Below are 19,770 nucleotides of genomic sequence, written 5' to 3' on the forward strand. Positions count from 1 at the left end.
GCGCCTCCTCACCATGAGGGGAGATTCCACAGCCGCCTGCTAATCTTACCCGCAACACCGGCATAGAACCTTATCCTGAGGAGCCGCGTAAGCGGCGTCTCGAAGGATGAAGGCTGTCGCCTCATGGCCTTCCTCGCCGCCGGAGTGGCCATCCCGCCCCGCCCTACTCTCGTCGCCATTGGCTTCGATATGTGACTGTATTATTACAGTCAGATGTCAGTTCGATTACGGTGGAGCGGCGAATGAGCTTGGAATGGCAGGCGCGGTCAGGTTCCCTGGCCTGGTCGAATCCCGTGTCCTGGTGGTGGGGCCTGCTGACGCTGGTGAGCGGCGTCAATATCGCCATCTGGTTCGCGCTGTATCGCGAGCTTCCCGTCCAGCCGACCGGCGCTGCCGGCGGCTCGTCCGGCATCGGGATGATGCTGCTGTTCTGCGCGGCCTATGTGTTCGGTTGCGCCTTCAGGTCGTTTCTGCCGCGCGCCGATGTGCAGCGGATCTGCCTGGTCGACACCTGGCTGTCGAGCGTCATGGTCGGACGTTCCGTGGCGACCGTGGCCGAGATCTGCTTCGTGGCGCAATGGGCGATTATCCTGCACCAGCTCGGCACGATGACCGGCGCGGAAACCACCGTAAATGTCGCGTGGGTGATCGTGCCGCTGATCCTGATTGCGGAATGCCTTTCATGGTATGCGGTGCTGACCAGGAATTATCTCGGCAACGCCATCGAAAATTCGCTGTGGGCGGTTGCCTTCTTCGCCGTCGGCGTCGGCCTTTGCCGTCTGCTTCCGGAATTCAATGGTGCGGTTCGCGTAGGCCTCGCCGTCGCCATCGCGGGCATCGTGGGCTTCCTGGCGTTTCTGATGACGATCGACGTCCCGATGTACCTGAAGCGCTGGCGGACCGGAGACGCCGATGGCGACAAACGCCTGACGCCGCGCGAGGGCTTGCGCGACGTCAGCACGCGCTGGGTCGTGACGCACGACCTGGCCGAGTGGAAAGACGAGATTGCCTGGATGTCGCTTTATTTCAGCCTGGCCGTCTGGTCCAGCCTTGCGCTGTGCGTCTTCTATTCGCTCGAGCATCATTTGCCGCAGTACCGGACCGAGGCTGCGATCACGAGCGCAGCGCCGAGCACGACCGTCGTCGGCAGCACCCGGTAGCACAACCGCCGGCGCGCTGAAACTTGCGCCGCTTTGCGGCGTTACACGCCTGCGTCGCGGGTTGCGCGACTTCTATTTCAGAAGGGCGTATTTTGGACTGGACTCAGGCAGGCATCGATTTTCTGGCGCTGGCCGCGGCTTTCGCGCTGGCCGTACCGATCGGATGGGATCGCGAGAAGCGGGCGCGCAGCGCGGGCCTGCGAACGTTCCCGCTGGTGGCGCTGGCAAGCTGCGGTTTCGTGCAGGCCAGCGAACAGTTGATGGTGAATTCTCCCGATGGCATGTCGAAGGTGATAGAAGGGGTGATCACCGGCATCGGCTTCATCGGCGGCGGCGCAATCCTCAAGCAGGGCACGACCGTGCAGGGCACGGCGACGGCGGCAAGCCTGTGGGCCACCGGCGCGATCGGGATCTCCGTTGGCCTCGGCAGCTACGATGTCGCCGTGACGATCGCGGTGCTTACGTTCCTGACGCTGACGCTGCTGACGCTGGTCAAGGACGAAAAAGACGTGAAGATGGATTGAAGTCCAACGGAAGGGCTGGGCAGCCACGTAACGGGAATAACAGTCACGGCTCCGTGAAGGTGTTTCGTCGCCCGCGGGCGCAAAAAATGTTTCGCCCTCCTGGCGAAGCCATTTTCCCGGCCGACGAAGAAATCCGGAAACAACATGTTGGTAGGTTGACGCAATGATCAAACCTGGAGTTCGATCATGTGGAACCTCATCAACATCCTATATCGGGAATATTGCCTGGCTCGGCTAAAGGACATGCGCAGGATTCACCTCTCGCAGTGAACACTAGTGGCGCGAGCAATCTGTCGCAGCCAACATCTCAGGCGTGTGACTTGCGGTGAAGCGGCGTCAGGAGAATTCAATTGGGATCGAGATTGAAGGAGGAGGATATGCAGCCATCGACAGACGATCTGCTGATACGCCAAATCAGTGCTTTGATATCGGCGACCGCTAATGCGGTGTCCGGCAACAGAGAACACGCCCCATTCGTGGAGGCAAGGATATACGAAAAGCTTGCTGCACATTGCGCCGAAAAGCAGAGACTTGCAGCAGCATTTGCGAAAAACGGGGTCGGGGCGACGCGGAGCGGATTGATCTACTGGTAAAGGGAGACGTGTCCAGGCGAAAGAGGCCGCAGGTTTCGGCGTCCGATCTCGGACGAAGCGGAAGAGCGTCACGCCTGGACGGCTTCTGATCCCCTCCGGCGATTTGCGGTTTCGCGCTGTATTGTCGCCGGCGCGGCCAGGGCTTGAAGAAACTCCACGGGCACCGGGAACACGATCGTCGAATTCTTCTCACCCGCGATATCCTGCAGCGTCGACAGGTAACGCAATTGCATGGACTCCGGCCTCCTTGCGAGCATCTCGCCTGCTTCCACCAGTTTCTCGGCGGCCTGCTGCTCGGCTTCGGCGCCTATGATTCTTGCGCGGCGGTACCGCTCGGCCTCGGCTTGACGTGCAATGGCGCGAATCATGCTCTCGTTGATATCGACGTGCTTGATTTCGACATTCGCGACCTTGATGCCCCACGCATCGGTTTGGCTGTCGAGAATTTCCTGAATGTCGCGATTGAGCTTGTCCCGCTCTGCCAGCATCTCATCGAGCTCGTGCTTGCCAAGCACGGACCGGAGTGTGGTCTGTGCCAGCTGGCTGGTGGCCGCCATGAAGTTTTCCACCTGGATAACGGATTTGTCCGCATCCACCACGCGGAAGTAGATAACCGCGTTGACCTTTACCGAGACGTTGTCGCGAGAAATCACGTCCTGGCTTGGTACGTCGAGCACGAGCGTACGAAGATCTACCCGAACGAATTGCTGGACGATCGGCACCAATATGATGAGCCCGGGACCTTTCACGCCGGAAAAGCGCCCCAATGTGAAGACTACCGCACGCTCGTATTCCCGCATGATGTGAATCGCCGACAGGAACACCGCAATGATTACGGCTCCGATCACGACATATGGGAGGGTGTCTGTTATGAATGCTGGCATGGTTTCACTCCTCATGATTTCGGCGGGGCATCAGGATCTGGCTCGACAAGCAGCTTCAGGTTTTGACGTGCGAGAACACGCACGCGGTCACCCCGGGTGAACTCGCTTTCCGATTTCGCCGCCCAGCGTTCTCCTCCGACCAGGACCTCGCCTTTGCCGTCGGCCCACCACAGCACCTGCCCCGCGCTGCGGAGCAGAGCCGCTTCGCCCGTGACCACGTCGCGCCGATGCGCCCGCCAGACCGCCGCGAGTGCAATCACCAGGAATCCCGCGCTGGCAATGGTGGCCGTGGCGACCACCGCCCATGAGAGATGGAAACCCGGCACGTCGCCGCGAAACAGGAACAGCGAGCCGACGGCGAACGAGATGACGCCGCCAATTCCGAGCACGCCAAACGAGGGCAGAAACGCTTCTGCAATCATCATCGCGATGCCTAGCAGCAGCAGGCCGGCACCGGCGTAGCTGATCGGCAGGAGATTCAAGGCGTAGAGGCCGACCAGGAGAGCGATCCCGCCGATCACCCCGGGGAAAACGGCGCCTGGACTGATGAACTCGAATAGAAGTCCGTAGAGCCCGATCAGCATGAGTATGTATGCGATGTTCGGATTGGTAATCGTGGCCAGAATGCGGTTGCGCCAATTGGCCTCGATTGCTGTAACGCTCAGGCTCCCGGTATGCAGCGCGACCTGTTGATCATTGATCGTTACGGCTCGACCCTCGGCCTGGGACAACAGATCGGGTAAATCCTTCGCAACGATCTCGACGACACGCTGCGACTGGGCCTCGCTCGCGGTGAGCGTGGCGGCTTCCCGGACGGCTTTCTCCGCCCAGGAAACATTTCGTCCCCGAAGCTCTGCCAGTCCCCTGATGTAGGCAACCGCATCGTTGATCGCCTTCGCCTCGCCTGCACTGGTCGGCGACGATGCTCCTTTCTTGTCACCCTCTTTCTTGTCACCGTCTTTCTTGTCATTATCTTTCTTGTCATCGGTGCGCCAGCCGGAGCCACCGCCGAGCTGGACGGGCGTGGCGGCACCGAGATGCGTGCTCGGCGCCATCGCGGCAAGGTGGGTCGCATAGACAATGTAGGTGCCGGCGCTGGCGGCTCGCGCACCGCTCGGGGTCACGTAGGAGACCACAGGAATGGGAGACCTGAGTATTTCCCCTACGATCTCGCGCATGGAGGGGTCGAGACCACCAGGCGTATTCAGCCTCAGCACGATGAGCTTCGCCTGTCGCTGACGCGCCTCCTCAAATCCATCGCGGATATATTCAGAAGTCGCTGGCCCAATCGCTCCATCCACATCCAGCAGAATGGCGACGTTCGCCGGCTCGCTACTTTGTCCAAGTGCTGTTCCGGGGCCAAGTACGAGCAATGCTACGGTAATAAGCCTGTAAAGAAAGTGCACCATGGTAAGTCGCTCAAAAGCTTGCGCGACGAAACAGTCAGAACCAGGTGGCCATTCGCAGATGAACCTGACTGTTACGGCTGGAGCGCAGGATCCGGTGCCGGGCGGGCGTGACATATCTGAGCCCTGATGCGCAAAGCGCGCTCCGCAGGTCATGTGAAGCGAACGCACATCCGAAATCCCGGTTCCCCAAACATACGCCTCCGGGACGGATTTCATCTCGGTGTGCCGGCAACACCTGGATGATGCACAGCGATCACCGCCGTCCGAAGAGAGCGGCTCAATGAAAATCGCGGGACGGCGGCAGGATGCGGACGTCGCGCGGGTGGCGGATTTTTTGCGCTGGCGTTTCGGCGTGGTCGCGGCGGTCGTCGTTGAGCGGTTCGACCAGCGCGGGCCCTGCGGGCACCGGATGCTTGCGGCTTAACGCATCGTTGGCGAGGCCGATCAAATCGTGGGAGCGGTCGAACATCTGCTGCGCCACCAGATGCGTCACCTGCTCCGGGCTGCTCTGGATGTAGCCCTCGACCAGGATCAGGCGGGCGCCCATCACCTCTTTGCGGTACTGCTCCATCACCTTGGGCCACACCACGATATTGGCGATGCCGGTCTCGTCCTCCAGCGTCATGAAGACGACGCCCTTGGCGCTGCCCGGCCGCTGCCGCACCAGCACCACGCCAGCGCAGCGGATACGGCGGCGGTCGTTACTGTGGTTGACGTCCTTGCAAGGGACGACACGCTCTTTCGTGAACCGCTCGCGTAAAAATTCCATCGGATGGCCTTTCAGTGACAACCGGACCGTCTGGTAGTCGGCGACCACCTGCTCCGGCAGCGGCATCTGGGGCAGCGGCTTGGCGTTCTCGTCGGGCTGCTCGCGGGCGATCGCGGCCTGAAACAGCGGCAGCGGCACGTCGTCAGGCAGCCGCCGCACCGCCCAGAGTGCTGCGCGGCGATCGAGACCGATCGAGCGGAAGACATCGGCGTCGGCAAGCAGGATCAGCGCGCGCTTCGGCAGGCCGGTGTCGCGGGCGAATTCCTCCAGCGAGGTGAAGGGCCGGCGTTGGCGGGCGGCGACGATGCGGTTGGCCCAGTCTGCTGCTTCCACAGTGGCCGGTCCGCGGGGACGCCTCACCTCTCCCGCTTGCGGGGGTCGAGACGAGCGAAGCTCGCTCTGAGGTCGGATCGCATCGATAGATGCGATCCGGGTGGGGGAAGCTCTCTCCATACGGGCAGTCGGACTCGCGGCGGCACCCTCCCCCGCAAGCGGGAGAGGGAGCACAGTCCCTTTGCGGCTGACCAAATCGGATTCTGCCTCTGATATGCCCCGGAATGACGACTGTATTCGCTTCAACCGCTCTTCATCCTCATCAAGCCAATGAAACCCATCGATCTGGCGAAAGCCCAAGCGCACCGCGCAATACTTCCCACTCCCCTCCTCCAGCGTGTTCTGGGCAAAGCTGTAGGACACGTCGATCTCGCGGACCTCGACGCCGTTCTTGCGGGCGTCGCCGACGATCTGTGCGGGGGCGTAAAAGCCCATCGGCTGCGAATTGAGCAGGCCGCAGCAGAACGCATCCGGATGATAATGCTTCAGCCATGACGAGACGTAGACGAGTTGCGCAAAACTTGCGGCGTGGCTTTCCGGAAAGCCGTAAGAGCCAAAACCCTTGATCTGGTCAAAGCAGCTTTGGGCGAATTCCGGGTCGTAGCCGCGCGCGATCATGTTGTTGATCAGCTTGGCCTCGAATTTGCCGATGGTGCCGACGTTACGAAACGTCGCCATCGCGCGGCGCAAGCCGTTGGCTTCCTCGGGCGTGAATTTTGCGGCCTCGATCGCGATCCGCATCGCCTGTTCCTGGAACAGCGGCACGCCAAGCGTCTTGTGAAGCACACGGTACAGTTCGTCCGAAGGGCCGTGCTCGGGCGCCGGCGAGGGATAGCTCACCTTTTCCTGGCCGTTTCGCCGCCGCAAATAGGGATGCACCATGTCGCCCTGGATCGGGCCCGGCCGCACGATCGCGACTTCGATAACGAGGTCGTAGAAGGTGCGCGGCTTCAGGCGCGGCAGCATGTTCATCTGCGCGCGGCTCTCGACCTGGAACACGCCGAGGGATTCGCCCCGCTGCAGCATTTGATAAACGTCGTCGTCATCCTGCGACTTGATGTCGGCCAGCTCGTAACGGCGCCCCTTGTGGTCGGCGATCAGATCAAAGCTCTTGCGGATGCAGGTCAGCATGCCCAGCGCCAGCACGTCGACCTTCATCATGCTGAGCGCGTCGACGTCGTCCTTGTCCCATTCGATGAAGGTGCGGTCGTCCATCGCGGCGTTGCCGATCGGCACATAGGTGTCGAGCCTATCCTGCGTCAGCACGTAGCCACCGACATGCTGAGACAGATGGCGGGGGAATTCGATCAGCTCGGAGGCCAGCGCTACCGCGAGTTCGACCATCGCATTTTGGGGATCCAGCCCGGCCTGGCGGACCTGCATCTCGTTGAGGCCCTTGCCCCAGCTTCCCCACACGGTGTCGGCGAGGGCTGCGGTAACGTCCTCGGTCAGCCCCAGCGCCTTGCCGACGTCGCGGATCGCGCTGCGCGGGCGATAGTGGATGACGGTCGCAATGATCGCGGCGCGGTGGCGGCCGTAGCGGCGGTAGACATATTGCATCACCTCCTCGCGCCGCGAATGCTCGAAATCGACGTCGATGTCGGGCGGCTCCAGCCGCTCCTTGGAAATGAAGCGCTCGAACAGCAGGTCGACCTTGGTCGGATCGACCGAGGTAATGCCGAGCACGTAGCAGACGGCGGAGTTGGCCGCCGATCCCCGGCCCTGGCACAGGATGTTCTGGCTACGCGCGTAGCGGACGATGTCGTGCACGGTGAGAAAATAATGCGCGTATTTCAGCTCGGCGATCAGATCGAGCTCCTTGCGCAAGGTGGCACGCAGCTTGTCGTCGATTACGCCACCGAAATATTTGTCGACACCGGCCCAGGTCAGGTCTTCCAGGTGCTGTTGCGCAGTCTTGCCTGGCGGTACCGGCTCGTCCGGATACTGGTATTTGAGCTGGTCGAGCGAAAACGAAATGCGTTTCGCAAAACGCATGGTTTCCGCAATCGCCTCGGGCAGATCGCAAAACAGCCGTGCCATTTCATTGACAGGCTTGAGATAGCGTTCGGCATTGGCCTCGAGCCGCCTGCCGATCGCATCGATCGTGGTTTTTTCTCGGATACAGGTCAGTACGTCCTGCAGCGGCCGACGCGCGGGATGGTGGTACAGCACTTCATTGGTCGCCAACAGCGGCACCTTTGCCGCGAGCGCCAAGCGATGCAGCTGCGCCAGCCGGCGCCTGTCGTCACCACGGTAAAGCAGGCTTGCGGCGAGCCACACGCCATCGGCATCAGAGTTCTTCAGGCGCTCCAGCGTTGCCTGCGCGCTCGCCACGTCAAAGCGATGCGGCAGCGCCAGCACCAGAAGCTGACCCTCGGCGAAATCGAGGAGGTCGTCGAATTTCAGGTGGCATTCGCCCTTTTCGATCCGCGTGATGTCGTCGCCGCGTTTGCCGCGGGTGAGTAACTGGCAGAGCCGGCCGTAAGCCGCGCGATCGCGCGGATAGACCAGAATGTCAGGCGTGCCGTCGATGAAGACGAGCCGCGCGCCGATCAGGAGCTTTGGCTTATGCGTGACGGCAGGGTTGTCGAGCTCGCTCCAGGCGCGCACCACGCCGGCCAGCGTGTTGTGGTCGGCGATGCCGATCACGGGAATACCAAGCTCGCTCGCCTGATGCACATAGGCGCGCGGGTCCGAGCCGCCGCGCAGGAACGAAAAATTGGTGGTGATGCCGATTTCGGCATAGTCGGGCACAGGATTTTTCATGCGAACAATCCATGCACGAACCATCTGATAGAAGCGGGCTCGCCCTCCGCATCCGCCGGTTCGCTCTCATAGAGGCCGTCGCGAAAGATCCAGAAACGCAGGCCCGCTTCATCCTCGATGCGGAAATAATCCCGCGTCGGGCCACCGCCGTTTGGCTTCCACCACTCCATCGCGATGCGTTCGGGCCCCTCCACCCGCACCACCGCGTGCGTGACGCGCCGCCAGGTGAATTGATGCGGCGGGCCGTCGGGCACGGTTGCGAACGGCACTTTTATCGGCTCCGGCTTGTCGAACAGGCGCAACGGGCGCAGCGGCGGCTCGCCCTCGATACGCTCGGGCCAGGCCGCCTGGGCGGCTGCCGCCAGATGATGCTGCGCTGGCACGGACAGCACCGCGCGTTCGGGAATATGCGTATCCTCCGGCATATGCACGACGACGCGTTTTCCGCCGATGCGCGCGGCGATGCGGTCGATCAGCGCGGACAATTCGTCATTGTCATGGACATTGGCATCGAGATCGCGCTGCTGCTGCACCACGATTTCGGTGCGGCTGGCGGAGAGACGAATGAGATCGAAACCGAAGCCGGGGTCGAGGGGATCGTTGAGCGCATCGAGCCGCTCGCGGAACAGGCGGTCGATCACTTCAGCTTTTGTCACCGGACGCCCGGTATCGACCGAGATCGTGCGCACCGCGCCGTCGGTGCGGAAGAAGCTCGCCTCCAACCGCCGCGCGCCCTTGCCCTGCTTGTCCATCGCCGTAACCAGCATTTGAGCGAGCGCGGACAGGTTCATCGCGATCACGGTGCCGGTCGTGACCGGTTCGGGAAAGCGTTTCTCGACGATATAATCCGGCGGCGGTTTGCGCGGGCTGATCGGCGCATCGCCCTGCCCCAGCGCCTGCTGCAACAGCGTCGTGAAGGGCGCACCGAACCTCGCCGTGATTTCGTGGCGTCCTCGCGAGGCGACATCGCCGATGGTCTTCAACCCAGCACGGCGCAGGCCGGCGGTGATGGCATCACCGGCGCCGAGCGCAGATACCGGCAACGGACTGACGGCCTCCGCCTCCTCGCCCTCGGCAATGATTTTTCCGGAAGTCTGGCGCGTCAGCGTGCGGGCGCAGATCGAGGTGCTCGCGATCGCGGCGCTGACGGCAAAGCCGCGGCGGCTCAGTGCGCCGCTGACGATCTGCAGCAACGCACGCTCGCCGCCGAACAGATGGGCGCAGCCGGTGATGTCGAGGAACAAGCCGTACGGCGGATCGAGCGCCACCAGCGGGGTGAAGCGGTCGCACCAGTCGGCGATGTCTTCGAGCGTTTTGCGATCGGCGACTTCATCCGCGTCGAACACTGTCAGCTCGGGACAGATCGCGCGCGCATTGGCGAGCGGCAGGCCGATCGAGAGGCCGGCCTGGACAGCGGCCTCGTCGAGGGAATGGATCAGGATGGCATTGTGCTGCTTGGCAACGACGACGGAGGGGTACTTCACCTCTCCCGCTTGCGGGGGTCGAGACGAGCGAAGCTCGCTCTGAGGTCGGATCGCATCGCAAGATGCGATCCGGGTGGGAGCTCTCTCCATACGAACAGTGTCACTCGCGGCGAGACCCCCACCCCAACCCTCCCCCGCAAGCGGGAGAGGGAGCCGACTGTTCGTGTCGTGAGAGATATCAACCGGGGCGGCGGTGCCGTTCCCTCCCCCCTTGCGGGGGAGGGTTAGGGAGAGGGGTAAGCCACGAGCACTGCCGTTGCCGCCACCCCTCTCCCCCGCCCTCCCCCGCAAGGGGGGAGGGAGCCCACTGTTCGTGTGGTTAGAGATTTCGCTTGAAACCGCTTGGCAATTTTCAGCTTGCGCGGCGCTGGCCGGCGAAAGCTTGCGCTTGATGCGGTCGATGGGCAGGCGTGGCAGCCAGAGGCTGAGGATACGCCGACGGTTCTCTGAATAGGCACTCATCACAATTCCATTCCATGATCCAGCGGCCGACCGGGCCATGACGGTTACGAACGAGTTGCGCGTCGAACACCGGCGCGCCCCAGGCGGCGCTCCAAGGCGCCGCAGGCTTTGGAGCCGCCGCAGGCTTTGGAGGCGCGCCCGGCGGCGAATGCGCCGCGCGCACGATCCATCGGGTCTCCGCGGTCGAGGGGCGCGGCTCCGCCGCCACCCGCAGCAGCAATGCGGTGACGCCGGAGGCTGCTGCGGCCAGCGTGAGCTTGCGGCTGGCGACGAGATCGAGCTGACGCGCCTGCCCCCAGACTTCCAGCACGACGGCGCCGAGCGCGTCGCAGGCCAGCGCGTCGGCGGCGGTCCGCAGCGCAGCGTCAGTGTCGGTGGCGCGCACGGTGACGAGCAATCGCGGATCGAGCCCGAGTTCGGCGAGCCCGCTCATCGACAGCGCGCCCGATTCAATTTCCGAAAAATCCTGCCGTACCCAGACCAGCGGCCGGCGCGGCGACACCCTTCCCGCCAGCCCTGCGATGAAGCCGGTTGCGGTCGCGCTCTGGTGTCCCTCGGCGAACACTTCATGCACCGCCGCGAGCGCAAGCCCGCCGTGCAGCACAGCATCTGCCGCCTTATGGCCAAGCGTAATCTTGTTGAGGTCATGCGCATCGCCATGCGCCTCCAGGCGCTCGATGCTTCCGCGCAAACTCGCAAGCGTGCTTGTGCGTGCGGTGCTCATCCGCCGTTCCTTCAGAAAATTGGCCTTTACCGCTTTTTCCCTAAGTGAACGCGCGGCTGGCTCATTTGTTCATGATATGTTCTAATATAAAGCTAACAGCGCCGGCAGAGTCAATCGAGATCGACGCTTTGGCGATTCATGAGCGGAATCAAAGGGATTCGCGGGCCCCTCCAGACGACCGCAAAGCCGTTGCGCGGGGATGCGGGCAGAGAGTGTGGAGTAAGCACATGCACCACATCATCCTAGATAGCCAAACTGATTTTGATGGCTGGCGTAAAGCGGCCCGCGCGCTGGCGCTGAATGACGTGAAACCGTCCGACGTGAGCTGGCGCGTGGCTGATGATGCGCCCGAACTGTTCGCACCGACCGCGCCGCCGCTCGAGCCGCCACAGGGCACCTTCAACGTGCCGGCCAGGTTCGTCGAACTGGCGGAGGTTGCCATCCTGCACCGCAACCCCGAGCGCTTCGCCCTGCTCTATCGCCTGCTATGGCGGTTGCGAACGCATCACGATCTGCTTGAACTCACGACCGATCCTGACGTGGCCGAGATCACCGCGATGGCCAAGGCCGTGCGCCGCGACGAGCACAGGATGCATGTCCTTGTCCGCTTCCGCGAAATAGGCCGCGAGCAGAAATCGCACTTCGTCGCCTGGTTCGAGCCGGAGCACCACATCGTCGAACTGGCCGCCCCGTTCTTCGCACGCCGTTTCGCCGACATGCCCTGGTCGATCCTGACGCCAGATCTGTGCGCGCATTGGGACGGCCATGTCGTCTCGTTCACGCCGGGCGTCAGCAGAAGCGAAGCCCCCAGCGCCGACCGGCTGGAGGAAACCTGGCGGCGCTATTCAGCCAGCATCTTCAACCCGGCGCGGCTGACGGTAAAGACGAGGAACCTGCAAGAGGGTTCAATAATTAAGCCTGCAGTCAAGCGTGCGGAACGCGACGCTACGGAACCACACCAGGCGCCAAAACGGCCGGAGCCGCCCATGGTGCGCAGAAGAGTTCAGGACGACATCGAGACGCTGCGCGAAGAAGCCGCCGATTGCCGCGCCTGTCATCTTTACAAGAATGCCACCCAGACCGTGTTCGGCGAAGGCCGGCAAACCGCGCGGATCATGCTGGTTGGCGAGCAGCCCGGCGACAAGGAAGACCTCGCCGGCAAACCGTTCGTCGGGCCCGCGGGGCAAATGCTCGACCGCGCGCTGGAAGAAGCCGGCATCGACCGCCGCACGGTCTACGTCACCAATGCGGTCAAGCATTTCAAGTTCGTGCCGCGCGGAAAAATCCGCCTGCACCAGAAGCCGAACACGCCGGAGATCAAGGCCTGCCGGCAGTGGTACGAGCGCGAGCTGGCCGCGATCAAACCCGATCTGGTGGTGGCAATGGGCGCAACCGCAGCGCAAAGCGTGTTCGGGAAAATTACGCCGATCAACAAGAACCGCGGCCGCGCGATCGATCTCGACGACGGCACCACGGCGCTGGTGACGGTGCACCCGTCCTATCTGCTGCGATTGCCGGACGCCGACGCCAAGGCGCGCGAATACCGGCGCTTCGTCCAGGACCTCAAAATCGCCGCCGATGTGCTGCGAAAATCGGCACATGCGGCCTGAATTCCGCCAATCCGATAGTCGCAATTTCTGGTGAAACATAACGGGAAAAATTGACAATCCCGCCTGCAACTATTAATTGATAGAGAACACGATCGCATTCTCAAGGGAATGTGGGACGTCTGCTCACGCGATGATGCTCCCACATGGTCGACGCGCTGCGCGGTTCCCTACCTCCAGCCCCGGCGCCGTGCAGCGCGCGACCCTCTTCATTCAAGAACCTCTTAGCGTTGCACCGCATGGCTGAAGCGACGTTCCCCGGATGCTGCGCAGCGCGCCGCACTTGCGGCGTGGTGCGCTGCTGATCCGGGGTCCACCGCTTGTGGGTCCCGGCTCTGCGGCGCAGCGTTACACGCTGCACCGCGTCCGGGACATGCGATAGCGCTTCGAAAAGGCCGTCATACGTTTAGCCTCTCGCCACGGCCTCCAGTTCAGCAATATCGAACTTGACCATCTTCAGCATGGCCTCGGCAACGCGCTTGGCTTTCGCGGGATCGGGATCGTTCATCAATTCGCCGAGCCGTCTGGGCGCGATCTGCCAGGATAGGCCCCAGCGGTCCTGCAGCCAGCCGCATTGTTCGATCTTGCCGCCCTCCCTCAAAGCGTCCCACAAATGGTCGATCTCGGCCTGCGTGTCGCATTCAACCATGATCGAAAAACTGTGGTTGAACGGGTCGAGGGGCCCCGCCTCGATCGCCATGTAGCGCTGGTCGCCCAGGGTAAAGGCCGCGATCTTGACGCTGCCGGGCGGGCCGCTCGGGCTCTCGGCAGGCAGCGACGAGACCCACTGGACTGATGAGCCGCGGATCAGCGAGGTGTAGAAGCCGATCGCGGCCTCCATATCCTTTTCGAACCAGAGATGCTGTGTGACCCTCATCGACGCTGCCTTTCTCTATCAGTTGCTGGCCGGCGCGCTGCCGCTCCTGTGACAAGGACGGATGGGAGAGGCGGCGTTCCGACAGGGGCTAATGAAAATATTGTGGAATTTCCTTGAACCTTGCCAGCCGCGATCTGCCTGTCGGTGCCTCTACGTACTGTTCTCGAACCTGACGCCATCGGCGATGCGGCCGGGACGCTGCCGTGGCAGGCCCCGACGGATGGCGGGAGACCGGAACCAAACTGCGGCCTTCTACTTTCAGCAAAGTGACGGATGATACGGCAAGGACACCGACATTCACACATCACGCGACCCCAACAGCTCTGCAGCCGGAGCCCGCCATGACCAAAAAGCACCCGAAGGGCACCAAGCTGATCCACGACCCGATTCGGGAGGAAATGCTGGACAGTTTCGATGAGGAACTAGAACTTGAGATCGACGACGATCGCCTCGATGCGCTGACCAATGAATTTGCCGACTATACGGCAGAAGAGACGATCGATCGTCGCGTATACTTCAAGGAATTATTCCGTCTGCAGGGTGAATTGGTAAAATTGCAGACTTGGGTGCAGCACCACCAGCTCAAGGTGGTGGTGATTTTCGAGGGGCGCGATTCCGCCGGCAAGGGCGGCGTCATCAAGCGCATCACCCAGAGGCTCAATCCGCGGGTATGCCGCGTCGCGGCGCTGCCGGCACCGAACGAGCGTGAGCGCACCCAATGGTACTTCCAGCGTTACGTTTCGCATTTGCCGGCCGGCGGTGAGATCGTGCTGTTCGACCGCAGCTGGTACAACCGCGCCGGCGTCGAGCGTGTGATGGGCTTCTGCACTGAAGACGAAGTCGAGGAATTCTTCCGGTCGGTGCCGGAATTCGAGCGCATGCTCGTGCGCTCCGGAATAACCCTCATCAAGTACTGGTTTTCCATCACTGACGAAGAGCAGCATTTGCGCTTCATGATGCGGATCCACGATCCGCTCAAGCAGTGGAAGCTCAGCCCGATGGATGTGGAATCGCGCCGCCGTTGGGAGCTATATACCAAGGCCAAGGAAGCGATGCTGGAGCGTACCCACATTCCGGAAGCTCCCTGGTGGCTGGTCGAAGCCGACGACAAGAAGAAGGCACGGCTGAACTGCATCGCGCATCTGCTCGAACAAATTCCCTACCATGAAATCAAGCTAGAACCGGTGGTACTGCCGCCGCGGGTTCGCCATCCGGAATATAGCCGCGGGCCGATTCCCCGCGAAATGTACCTACCGGAGCGCTATTGAGCGCCGCGTGACCACCGTCCTCATACTGAAGGCGGAGAGCCCTCCCCGCACTTCAAGTTGCGGCTGAACGGCAAATAATGAAGGCCTGTATTGGAGATACAGGCCTTCCTTCATGCTCTCTCGCACGTCATGTGCGATCGAAGTTGAAGTGGCGTCGCGCGCGTTACGACGCCGCCAGCTTGTTCTCGACCAGCTTGATCCAGTAGGAGGTGCCGTACACGATCGCCTCGTCGTTGAAATCGTAGGCGGGGTGATGAAGCCCTGCGCTGTCGCCGTTGCCGCAGAAGATGAACGCGCCCGGCCGCGCTTCCAGCATGTAGGAAAAATCTTCCGCGCCCATCAGCGGTGGCATCTCGTGGACGTTCTGGGCACCGGCCACCTCCTTGGCCACTTGCGTGGCGAACTCGGTCTGCTCGGCTTGGTTCTTGGTCACGGGATAGCCGCGCTCATAGACGAGGTCGATCTTGGCCCCGGTCATCCTGGCTACGCCTTCACACACCTCGCGCACCCGCTTCTCGACGGTCTCGCGAACTTCAGGCGTTAGCGTCCGCACGGTGCCCCGGAGTTCCGCGGTGTGCGGGATCACGTTGCGGGCGTTGCCGGCGTGGAACTCGCAGATCGAGATCACCGCCGACTCCAGCGGATCAATGGTCCGCGAGACGATCGACTGCAGGGCAGTAATGAGCTGTGAGCCGACGAAGACGGAATCGATGCATTTGTTGGGGCGCGCGGCGTGCCCGCCAAGCCCCTCGATCTTGATGTCGATCGAGTCGGTTGCCGCCATAACCGGGCCGGAGCGGATGGCGAACTGGCCGACCGGAATGCCTGGACCGTTATGCATGCCGTAGACCTGCTCGATGCCGAACCGGTCCATCAGCCCGTCCTGGATCATGGCGGCGGCGCCCGCGCCGCCCTCCTCGGCCGGCTGGAAAATCACGACCGCATCGCCGGCGAAATTGCGGGTTTCGGCGAGGTACCGCGCTGCACCCAAAAGCATCGCGGTATGACCGTCATGGCCGCAGGCGTGCATCAGGCCCGGCGTCCTGGACGCATGAGGAAGGTTGGTCGCCTCCTCGATCGGCAGCGCGTCCATGTCGGCGCGAAGCCCGATCACCTTGATCTCGCCCTTGCCGGGCTGCTTGCCCTTGATGACGCCAACAACGCCGGTACGGCCAAGGCCGGTGGCGACCTCGTCGCAGCCGAATTCGCGCAGCCGATCGGCCACGAATGCTGCAGTGCGGTGCACGTCGTACAGCAACTCGGGATTTTGATGGATAACGCGGCGCCAGGCCTGGATATCGGGTTGCAGATCGGCGACGCGGTTGACGATGGGCATGGGAATTCTCGAACCTCAGGTTGGAACGTTAGACCTCTGTAGCATGCAAGCGGCGGTCCACCCAACAGCCTGGAGACGCCGCCCATTCCCGGACGTCATGGCCGGGACTTGTCCGAGCCATCGACGTCTGACTATTAGGCATAAGGGGCGCGTGATGGGCAGAAACTGAGCATGCCGAAAAGGCTTGAAGGCGATTTCGATTATATCGTGGTGGGCGCGGGCACCGCCGGCTGCATCATGGCCAACCGGCTGTCGGCCGATCCCAAAAACCGCGTGCTGATCCTGGAGGCCGGCGGCAACGACAACTGGATCTGGTTTCACATCCCCGTCGGCTACCTCTTCGCGATCGGCAATCCCCGCTCGGACTGGATGTTTCGGACCGAACCGGAGCCCGGGCTCAATGGGCGGTCGCTCGCCTATCCGCGCGGCAAGGTGATCGGCGGCTGCTCCGCCATCAATGCGATGATCTCGATGCGGGGCCAATCCGCCGATTACGATCACTGGCGCCAGCTCGGCCTCACCGGCTGGGGCTATGACGACGTAAAGCCGCTGTTCAAGCGGCTGGAGGACCATTTCCTCGGTGAGAGCGAACATCACGGCGTTGGCGGCGGCTGGCGCATCGAGGCGCCGCGGCTGTCCTGGGAGGTTCTCGACGCGGTCGGCGATGCCGCCGAGGAGATGGGCATCAAACGCATTGCGGATTTCAACACCGGCGACAACGAAGGCATCAGCTATTTTCACGTCAACCAGAAGCGCGGCCGGCGCTGGTCGTCCGCACGCGGTTTTCTCAAGCCGGTGCTCAACCGCGCCAATCTGCGGCTGGAAAAGCACGTGCTGGTCGACCGGCTCATCATCGAGAACGGCCGCGCTGTCGGCGTGCGCTTCATCCAGGGCAATGAGATGATCGAGGCCCGCACCAAAGGCGAGGTCGTGTTGTGCGCGGGATCGATCGGCTCGACGCAGGTGCTGCACCGCTCCGGCATCGGACCGGCCGACTGGCTCGCTCCGCTCGGCATCGATGTGGTGCTCGACAGACCGGGCGTCGGGCGCAATCTGCAGGACCATCTGCAGCAGCGCGCGATCTACAAGGTCGAGGGTGTCCGGACGCTGAACGAAACCTACTGGTCGCTGGTCCGGCGCGGGATGATGGGGCTCGACTATGCCTTCCGCCGCCGCGGACCGCTGACGATGGCGCCCTCGCAACTCGGCATCTTCACGCGCTCCGACGCTACCCGCGCCCGCGCCAACATCCAGTTTCACGTGCAGCCGCTGTCGCTCGACAAGTTCGGCGATCCCCTGCACCGCTTCCCCGCGATTACCGTGAGCGCCTGCAATCTGCAGCCGACCTCGCGCGGCACCGTGCGCATCCGCTCGGCCAACCCTGACGAAGCGCCGTCGATCGCACCGAATTATCTGTCGACCGACGACGACCGCCAAGTCGCAGCCGACGCGATCAGGACCACGCGGCGGTTGATGAAGCAGAAAAGGCTGGAGCGATATCGGCCGCAGGAGTACCTACCCGGCCCGACTGTTGGCGACGACGATGCGTCATTGGTAAAGGCCGCCGGCGATATCGGCACCACGATCTTCCATCCCGTCGGCACCGCGAAGATGGGCGCGGCCAACGATCCGATGGCCGTGGTCGACGAGCGGTTGCGGTTTTACGGCATCGGCGGATTGCGCGTCGCCGACGCGTCGGTAATGCCGACGATCACGTCGGGCAACACCAACACGCCGACGGCGATGATCGCGGAGAAAGGTGCGACGATGATCCTGGAGGATGGGCGCAAATAGCTGCGCGATGGAACGTGGCGCGGAGTTTTCATTCCCCGACGCGATCGTTGAGTTTATTTCGCGTTGTAGTAGAGTCGATTCATGCGTTTCCAGCCTACCATTCTGTCACTACTCCTCACTGCGATTTTGCTGTGCGCGTCGATTGCAGCCGCCCCCGGAGATGACCGCTCGGGAGCTGACGTTCAACAAGATGTCCGCCAGAAATACGACGCCATCTCGTTTGTTGGAGGAGACTTTGACATTTCGGACCCGGCTTTGGTGCCGAGACAACTCGTGCTTGCCGCCGAACAGTCAGGCTGCCAGTACAAGACCGACATCAAAGAGCTCCCGATCCGTTTCATCAGCGCCGAAAACCGCCAACTTGCATTGGTGTATTGTTCCGGGATCGTTGGATCGCATCACGTATTCGACTTTGTGGACCGGCGAAGGCCAAAGCTGGTAGAGCTTCCGTTCATTGCAAAGAAGGACGGTTTCGGCACGACAACCAAACCGGGCCTGATCACCTGGAAAAGAGGTGCCGGCGTATTTGAAGCCGTAACCGGATCGGACATGTGTCCCAATTCGGAGCTCCGGCACACCTATCGATTGGGCTTGAGCGAAGGCTGGGTCAGCCGGGCCGCAAGTTTCGTGGTCGTCCGCGTCGAAGTCAGGGAAAAGCCCTGCCGTGGCGAAAACACCGAATGGACCACGGTATGGGAAGCGCCACCATGGCCCAAATCTGTCGTTGTTCGCTAAGCCCGATTCCCTTGTCTAGGCCAAATAGCCAAGTAGCCAGATATGGTAGCGTGTCGCGCCAATGCGCCCGACGGCTCATCCTGCTACTGCTAACGGCTACTGCGCCCTGCGATGATTCCTCGGCGTGACGGACCTCTGCCGCATTCGCGGCGCCGGCGCGGGCGCGGCCTCGTTGTAATAGGCATTGGATTGATTGAATGACCGGTATGACGGCCGGCCGCCGAGCACGTCGGCATTGGGATGATAGAAGGAATAGGCACCGGGCTCCTGGATCGCGGGTTGCGCGAACACGGGCGTTGCGATCGCGGTCATCAGAAACGCGGCGGCGAGTGCTGGGATAGACTTGGTCATTGGTGATATCCTCTTATCGTGAAATCACTCCATCCAATTGGGTATCGCAGCGCAAAAGCGGATAGCCATGCGGCGGCTCTCACCACGATTTGAAAAGTCGTGCTTGAAAGCGCGCGATGGCGTGAACGTGCGGAATACGCCCGCCAGCATCAGCAGAATATTTGCCTACAAATGAAACGATCGGCCGGCCTGCCCGCGCTGAATATCGGCGCAGACGTGCGGCAGCGGCAGGATGAGGCGAAGGTACGCCGCCTTCCGGTTGCAAGATCCGCAAAACTGACACAGATTTCGGGCATTGCCGGAGAATAACGGCGAACGCGAGAATCGGAGGGCACGTCCATGATCAAGGTAAGCGTGATGTATCCCAATACGCCCGGCGGGCGCTTCGATCACGACTACTACCGCGACAAGCATATGCCGCTCGTGAAAGCGCGCATGGGCGACGCCTGCAGGTCCTACACGGTCGACAAGGGCCTGGCCGGCGGCGCGCCCGGCGCTCCCGCCACCTATGTCGGCATGTGCCACATCTTCTGCGACTCGATCGAGGCGTTCCAGACCGGCTTCGGGCCACATGCCAAGGAGATAATGGCAGACATCCCGAACTATACCGACCAGTCTCCGGTGATCCAGATCAGCGAAGTCGTCGTAGGCTGATGGCGTAGCGCGGCTCGCAATGATGCAGGGTGAGCAAAGG

Annotated in this window: 16 protein-coding genes; 8 read left to right on the forward strand and 8 right to left on the reverse strand. The window is 62.3% G+C overall.

Annotation, left to right across the window (positions count from 1 at the left end; genetic code table 11):
- Positions 1-242 precede the first annotated feature (242 nt).
- Complete coding sequence (locus V1278_RS28460; RefSeq protein ID WP_334382978.1) at positions 243-1,160, forward strand: hypothetical protein; 918 nt, start codon at positions 243-245, stop codon at positions 1,158-1,160.
- Between the two features lie 92 nt (positions 1,161-1,252).
- Entirely contained in the window at positions 1,253-1,684 is a 432-nt protein-coding gene (locus V1278_RS28465; RefSeq protein ID WP_334384280.1) for an MgtC/SapB family protein, read from the forward strand.
- A 661-nt stretch (positions 1,685-2,345) separates the two neighbouring features.
- Here V1278_RS28465 and V1278_RS28470 read toward each other — a convergent pair.
- The 5 genes from V1278_RS28470 to V1278_RS28490 form a co-directional block, all read right to left on the reverse strand.
- Complete coding sequence (locus tag V1278_RS28470) at positions 2,346-3,161, reverse strand: slipin family protein (protein WP_334382979.1); 816 nt, start codon at positions 3,159-3,161, stop codon at positions 2,346-2,348.
- 11 nt (positions 3,162-3,172) lie between these two features.
- On the reverse strand, positions 3,173-4,570 hold the full coding sequence (locus tag V1278_RS28475) for an NfeD family protein (RefSeq protein ID WP_334476145.1): 1,398 nt from the start codon (positions 4,568-4,570) through the stop codon (positions 3,173-3,175).
- 277 nt (positions 4,571-4,847) lie between these two features.
- Positions 4,848-8,438 (reverse strand): error-prone DNA polymerase, encoded by a 3,591-nt coding sequence (locus V1278_RS28480; protein WP_334382982.1) that lies wholly within the window; start codon positions 8,436-8,438, stop codon positions 4,848-4,850.
- Positions 8,435-10,012, reverse strand: a complete 1,578-nt coding sequence (locus V1278_RS28485; RefSeq protein WP_442893719.1) for a Y-family DNA polymerase — start codon at positions 10,010-10,012, stop codon at positions 8,435-8,437. The genes V1278_RS28480 and V1278_RS28485 overlap by 4 nt, the downstream gene beginning before the upstream one ends.
- Positions 10,013-10,274: 262 nt before the next feature.
- The gene (locus tag V1278_RS28490) at positions 10,275-11,108 is read right to left on the reverse strand and encodes an ImuA family protein (RefSeq protein WP_334382983.1); all 834 of its coding nucleotides are present in this window, start codon (positions 11,106-11,108) and stop codon (positions 10,275-10,277) included.
- 227 nt (positions 11,109-11,335) lie between these two features.
- Here V1278_RS28490 and V1278_RS28495 point away from each other — a divergent pair, with 227 nt between their 5' ends.
- On the forward strand, positions 11,336-12,718 hold the full coding sequence (locus V1278_RS28495) for a UdgX family uracil-DNA binding protein (protein WP_334382984.1): 1,383 nt from the start codon (positions 11,336-11,338) through the stop codon (positions 12,716-12,718).
- A gap of 403 nt (positions 12,719-13,121) precedes the next feature.
- Here V1278_RS28495 and V1278_RS28500 read toward each other — a convergent pair whose 3' ends face one another.
- Positions 13,122-13,592 (reverse strand): VOC family protein, encoded by a 471-nt coding sequence (locus tag V1278_RS28500; RefSeq protein WP_334367852.1) that lies wholly within the window; start codon positions 13,590-13,592, stop codon positions 13,122-13,124.
- A gap of 341 nt (positions 13,593-13,933) precedes the next feature.
- Here V1278_RS28500 and ppk2 point away from each other — a divergent pair, with 341 nt between their 5' ends.
- Entirely contained in the window at positions 13,934-14,860 is a 927-nt protein-coding gene (ppk2, locus tag V1278_RS28505; protein WP_334384283.1) for a polyphosphate kinase 2, read from the forward strand.
- A 163-nt stretch (positions 14,861-15,023) separates the two neighbouring features.
- Here the strand turns inward: ppk2 and V1278_RS28510 are convergent, their stop codons facing one another.
- The gene (locus V1278_RS28510; RefSeq protein WP_334382985.1) at positions 15,024-16,196 is read right to left on the reverse strand and encodes a M20 aminoacylase family protein; all 1,173 of its coding nucleotides are present in this window, start codon (positions 16,194-16,196) and stop codon (positions 15,024-15,026) included.
- Between the two features lie 171 nt (positions 16,197-16,367).
- Here V1278_RS28510 and V1278_RS28515 point away from each other — a divergent pair, with 171 nt between their 5' ends.
- Positions 16,368-17,990, forward strand: coding sequence for a GMC family oxidoreductase (locus tag V1278_RS28515; protein WP_334382986.1), 1,623 nt, complete (start codon positions 16,368-16,370; stop codon positions 17,988-17,990).
- 81 nt (positions 17,991-18,071) lie between these two features.
- A complete protein-coding gene (locus V1278_RS28520; RefSeq protein WP_334367849.1) occupies positions 18,072-18,725 on the forward strand; it encodes a hypothetical protein in 654 nt (217 codons plus the stop codon).
- A gap of 96 nt (positions 18,726-18,821) precedes the next feature.
- Here the strand turns inward: V1278_RS28520 and V1278_RS28525 are convergent, their stop codons facing one another.
- Entirely contained in the window at positions 18,822-19,076 is a 255-nt protein-coding gene (locus tag V1278_RS28525) for a hypothetical protein (protein WP_334367848.1), read from the reverse strand.
- A gap of 99 nt (positions 19,077-19,175) precedes the next feature.
- Between V1278_RS28525 and V1278_RS28530 the strand changes: the two genes are divergently transcribed.
- On the forward strand, positions 19,176-19,385 hold the full coding sequence (locus V1278_RS28530; protein WP_334382988.1) for a hypothetical protein: 210 nt from the start codon (positions 19,176-19,178) through the stop codon (positions 19,383-19,385).
- A 30-nt stretch (positions 19,386-19,415) separates the two neighbouring features.
- Complete coding sequence (locus V1278_RS28535) at positions 19,416-19,730, forward strand: EthD family reductase (RefSeq protein ID WP_028348979.1); 315 nt, start codon at positions 19,416-19,418, stop codon at positions 19,728-19,730.
- Positions 19,731-19,770: the final 40 nt, after the last annotated feature.

This window comes from Bradyrhizobium sp. AZCC 1577 (genome assembly GCF_036924575.1).
Taxonomy (GTDB): Bacteria; Pseudomonadota; Alphaproteobacteria; order Rhizobiales; family Xanthobacteraceae; genus Bradyrhizobium.